Raw genomic sequence first — 4,613 nt, forward strand, 5'->3', positions numbered from 1 at the left:
AATCTCATTAGGTTGCTTGTGGCAATACCGTTCATACTCATGTGCGTTGCTCTTTATAGGCTTGGTAATGATTTCAATTCTGGTCATCTTACCGGTGGTGCTGTCGTTTTTGCGGTGGGCTTGGTCTTGCTCATCATTCCGGTAATTAGTGTGGTTGGTGGTTTTGTGGCTTTCATAGGGTTAATATTAGTTCTTATTGGATTGAGCAATGTTAAGAAGGGATTTGAGGATAGTGTAACGGGTCGATAGTGGTCAGTTTTATTGTTTCATCAAGCCTTAAATACTCGCCTTACTCATTAATTTGGTGATTTAGATCTCGAGTGCTGAGTGCATGATGATGGCTCGCAAAGATGATTGATTTATGGAGATTTAGCGGTTATGTAGCCATATTGCAACGCCTTCCTATTTATCCATACGGCTAGCATGGTCATTGGAACTAGGCTTAGCTTAACCACCAATTGGGAAGCCATCAATAGCCAGATGTTGGGTACCACGCCGTAGAATGCGATTGGTATGAATACCAGTGTGTCAATTGTCATAGCCACGGGGTCTGAGTAACCAACCCTCCTTAAAACGCCACCACCAAGCCTACTCACCAGGAACACATCATACGTCTCAGATATGAGGAACGCCGTGATTGAGGCAATGGCTACCCTGGCCGAGACACCCATGATGTTAGCAAATGATCCCTGTAGCGATGCCCAAAAGGTCGCCGGTGGGTAGCCAATCACGAGCCAGTTTATTATGAATATCAACACCTGTAGATAGGCGGCTATCCTAACGACCCAATAACCAACCCTACGCCCATACTTAAGGGTTAGGAAGTCCAGCATGGCCACGCTGGCGCTGTAGGTGAATACGCCCATGGGTATTACAAATGGCCCCACAAAGGCGCCTATCTTACTCGCCATGTACTGGCTCACAGTGAGCAACAGCATGTAATTCATGGCGCCCACCGGCAGTAATAGGTCATCCCTATTAAGGCGGTGTAGAGCCCATAATATGCCGGCCACGGCTATGTACGTAGCTAGAGCCGCGCTGTATAGGTACGGTATTGCATACCAAGTCATACAGGCAGGCATTAAAATACCTGATTTATAAGATTACCTGCTGTATGATTTAATAATATACATGTATTCCAATTCAAAATCAATAGCTTGCATTAAGTTAGGCAGATACAGCCACAACCGCTGCATGTATTTAAAGACCTTTAAGCGCAGGGCATTATAATAACACCGTCTCGACTTAATAACCCAAGTAATAATGTTACGGTGATTTATATTTATCTAGATTTCGAGTAAATACCGAAACTTCAGGTTGCGTAATCCCAGACATTAGTGAGACTTTTATTCCTGAGTTGTTAACATTGATAATGGGAGAATGAGCAATATAATTCGGGAGGAGGCCCTTAATTGGTTTAAGGAGGCAAACTATGACTTAGCAAGGGCGCGAAGGAGCCTAGATGAGGGTGACTACGCATTAAGTGTGTTCATGTCGCAACAGGCAATCGAAAAGGCGCTTAAGGCCGTAATAATAGCGATCAAGAGAATGAGCCTTCCCAAGACACACGATCTCGTTAGGCTGTATAACGAGGTAAGTGATGTAATGCCATTGCCTCAGGAGGCGGTTGATAGGCTACCTGAGGTCTCTCAATACTACGTCTCGGCACGCTATCCCAATGCCGGGTTAGAGGTACCGTCAGAAAGGATAAACAGGGCCCAGGCTATTAGGGCCCTTGAGGTCGCTAACATGGTGATTGAGAATGCGAGAAGGTTGCTTGGACTTACCCAGTAACATTAGGGAGACCCTGAGACAATTCCTAGCCACTGCAATGAATATTCTTGGCCCTGGCACGAGGATATACCTATTCGGCAGCTTCGCCAGGGGTGATTGGTTGGTCGATAGTGATGTGGACCTAATAGTCGTGTCTCCAGGTCTTAAGGATATACCGTGGCACGAGAGATACCCAGTACTGAGGAAACTACTCCCACCAAGCATATCCGTAGAAATCCTCGCCTACACCCCAGGGGAGTTCGAGACCGTTAGAAGGAGGAGCGCCGTGTTGAGGGATGCCGAGAAGTATTGGGTCGAGTTAACACCAGGGAAGTTAGAGTGTTAGTGCTTTCAATCCTGCTTAACTCACTCTTTAAGAACACCCAAACAAAATAAATAAGGGTATGGTATGAGGGTGTGGAACAATGGGTATGAAGCCAACGATGCATAAGCGCGTGGTTCGGATTATCGTTATCGCCATAGCAATTATTACTGCTATACTTCTTGTGAGGGCTTTTCAGTTCCAAATATACACGTGGCTAGGGATCCCAATTACAGCACCGAGCTTTAGAGACTTAGTTAATTTTCCGCTTCAATGGCTTTCAACCCCAACATTCATAATTAATAACACGGTGGTGAAGCCAGAGGCTCAGTACCCACTTTACATGTTTGATTACCACACGAACTTCATGCCATCAATCATCAAATTCACAAAATCCGTCAAGTTCAACGGACGTGTGTACACCGTTGACGTCACATTTACCGAAACCCCCATTATGATAGTTGGTTATAATACGGTCAAGAACTATTACCAAACTCCCCCGAGTCATGGCTTCTGCATGTTCATGGTGATCGTTACGAACGTCACGATAATTAACATTAACGCCACTAACAACCTTGTGCTAAACAACATAATTATGTCGGTGATGAATGACATAGCCAGTAAGGCATTAAGCTCAAAACCGTTTTCCAAAATGACAGTGATGCAATGCATAGATAAGATGCTGAGTTACTACTTCACCGTGCTACCACCCATCAAGGACTACATTGGTAATAACACGGTTAGGTTGGCATCATACGGGCTTTATTGGTCAGGTAAATTTGTTGGTAATGATTACATAGCCACTACCGGTTACGTCTTCGTATTTAACGTGATTTCACCAAATGGCACCAGGGTCGGCGTGATAGCGGCATACATTTATTACAAGAATAGCACTGCCATTATCAATATAGAGCTACTACCTAGGAGTGAGGTTGCTAAGATTAATGAGGTCAGGTATACCGTGGAATCCTCATCAACGAATAACTGGGCCGGCTACTCAATAAGTACCAGTAGTGGCGACGACTTAACCGCAGCCATGGCGGGCTTCACGGTAGTCAATGCCGAAATTAATGATTCATACGACATAGCCTACTGGGTTGGGCTGGACCCACCGAGTAGCTTGTTCTCACCCTGGGGACCGACAGGCGTGTACTTTCAAGCAGTGTTCGACGAGGGCAGACAATCACTTTTCTGGGCGGCATACCCAACCTACCAAGGAGAGCCTATTCCTTCGCAGTACGTGCCGACGCCATACTCGTTGTTGTACATTATGGTTTCCTACGAGGGTTTAACGTCAAGTGGTGAGCAGGACTGGTTCGTGGACTTCATAATTGATTACCCAAACGGTACAACCGCAGGCAATTCAATAAATGCGTACGTTAATAATTACGCAAGTTACTTTGTATGGGCTCAATATATTAATGAAAGACCGGTATATAGTGGGCAGATGGCTAGTTTACCGTACATAAGCCCAGGCTCGATCCTGATATACGACGTTGCGTTTTACGATAACAATCTAGGCCAATGGATATCACCAACGGATTTAACATCACCCAGTTATACGGCGTATGCCATAACAATGAATTCGTGCCCTGGAATGGTACCGAGCGGTTACGGCCAGTACGTAATACCCAGCGGCTTTCCAAATGCTGGTGCGGAGGTGACTGGGTTCGAGAACCAATACACAACACAATTCTGTAGTTAATGCATTGGTTAAGGCTAACCAGCGATAATACAGTTTACTCATCCATTGGCACTGGTCTTAGTGCTAATGAAAATAGTGACGCCTTATTGACTGACTTACCTCCTTTCACGTTGAGGCTGTTAAGCTACGCTCCATAAGCTTCGCCATAACCTTCGACGCCAACTCATACGTGGCCGCTATGTTCGAGTTCAAGACCCTCAACTGGTTGCTTATTAGGTCAAGCCTATCAACCACCTCCTTACGCATATCATCGATTTTTTTGCCTAACTCGTTAAGCCCTGTATCAATCCTTTTGCCCAACTCGTCAAATCTTGCATCAAACCTCTTGCCTAGCTCATCTATCTTACCGCTTAATACGTCAATCTTACTACCTAACCCATCTATTTTCTTGCTTAACTCATCGATTCTATTGGTCATTGCGTACATCAGTAGTAGCTCGGCATCCTCCCTGGAAACCTCCCTCCTACTTATCCAATTGGGTAGTTGGGCCAACACGTAATCAACGCCCTTACTCAGCAATATACTAGTTAGCTCCCCAATATCCATATGCCTATGATTAATAGGACGTCATTAATAAAGTTTTTTGTTGAGTTTTACTCATCCACGCGAAAATGAATTAAAACTTACCATAAGGATCTTGGGCCGATAACGGCAAGTTCCATATCCATACTAGTGCCTGTATTCGCATTTCTCTTCGCATACTTAATGCTTGATAGGGTGCCAACTCCCATGGAGGCTCTGGGCTCCGCTATAACGCTGATTGGCGTATTACTCTCGCAGGTTGGTGTTCGTTAAGTCGTCATAGAAATATCG

General features: G+C 45.0%; 7 protein-coding genes. 5 read left to right on the top strand and 2 right to left on the bottom strand.

Annotated features, from left to right (window positions below; translation table 11 throughout):
* The coding region (locus ACP5L5_RS11315; RefSeq protein WP_428763887.1) for a DUF973 family protein at positions 1 to 249 on the top strand (249 nt) is incomplete at its 5' end.
* A gap of 110 nt (positions 250 to 359) precedes the next feature.
* On the opposite strand, the gene ACP5L5_RS11320 is transcribed toward ACP5L5_RS11315, so the two are convergent.
* The gene (locus ACP5L5_RS11320) at positions 360 to 1,070 is read right to left on the bottom strand and encodes a queuosine precursor transporter (protein WP_428763889.1); all 711 of its coding nucleotides are present in this window, start codon (positions 1,068 to 1,070) and stop codon (positions 360 to 362) included.
* Between the two features lie 310 nt (positions 1,071 to 1,380).
* Here ACP5L5_RS11320 and ACP5L5_RS11325 point away from each other — a divergent pair, with 310 nt between their 5' ends.
* The 3 genes from ACP5L5_RS11325 (at position 1,381) to ACP5L5_RS11335 (ending at position 3,800) form a co-directional block, all read left to right on the top strand.
* Entirely contained in the window at positions 1,381 to 1,794 is a 414-nt protein-coding gene (locus ACP5L5_RS11325) for a HEPN domain-containing protein (protein ID WP_428763890.1), read from the top strand.
* On the top strand, positions 1,763 to 2,119 hold the full coding sequence (locus ACP5L5_RS11330; RefSeq protein ID WP_428763892.1) for a nucleotidyltransferase domain-containing protein: 357 nt from the start codon (positions 1,763 to 1,765) through the stop codon (positions 2,117 to 2,119). The genes ACP5L5_RS11325 and ACP5L5_RS11330 overlap by 32 nt, the downstream gene beginning before the upstream one ends.
* A gap of 79 nt (positions 2,120 to 2,198) precedes the next feature.
* Positions 2,199 to 3,800 carry a hypothetical protein gene (locus ACP5L5_RS11335; protein ID WP_428763894.1) on the top strand — a complete coding sequence of 534 codons (1,602 nt, stop codon included), beginning with the start codon at positions 2,199 to 2,201 and terminating at the stop codon, positions 3,798 to 3,800.
* Between the two features lie 105 nt (positions 3,801 to 3,905).
* On the opposite strand, the gene ACP5L5_RS11340 is transcribed toward ACP5L5_RS11335, so the two are convergent.
* Positions 3,906 to 4,346 (bottom strand): hypothetical protein, encoded by a 441-nt coding sequence (locus ACP5L5_RS11340; protein WP_428763895.1) that lies wholly within the window; start codon positions 4,344 to 4,346, stop codon positions 3,906 to 3,908.
* A 69-nt stretch (positions 4,347 to 4,415) separates the two neighbouring features.
* On the opposite strand from ACP5L5_RS11340, the gene ACP5L5_RS11345 reads away from it, so the two are divergent.
* Positions 4,416 to 4,595, top strand: a complete 180-nt coding sequence (locus ACP5L5_RS11345; protein WP_428763896.1) for an EamA family transporter — start codon at positions 4,416 to 4,418, stop codon at positions 4,593 to 4,595.
* Positions 4,596 to 4,613: the final 18 nt, after the last annotated feature.

Origin of the sequence: Vulcanisaeta sp. (assembly GCF_049966235.1) — an archaeon.
Taxonomy (GTDB): domain Archaea; phylum Thermoproteota; class Thermoprotei; order Thermoproteales; family Thermocladiaceae; genus Vulcanisaeta; species Vulcanisaeta moutnovskia.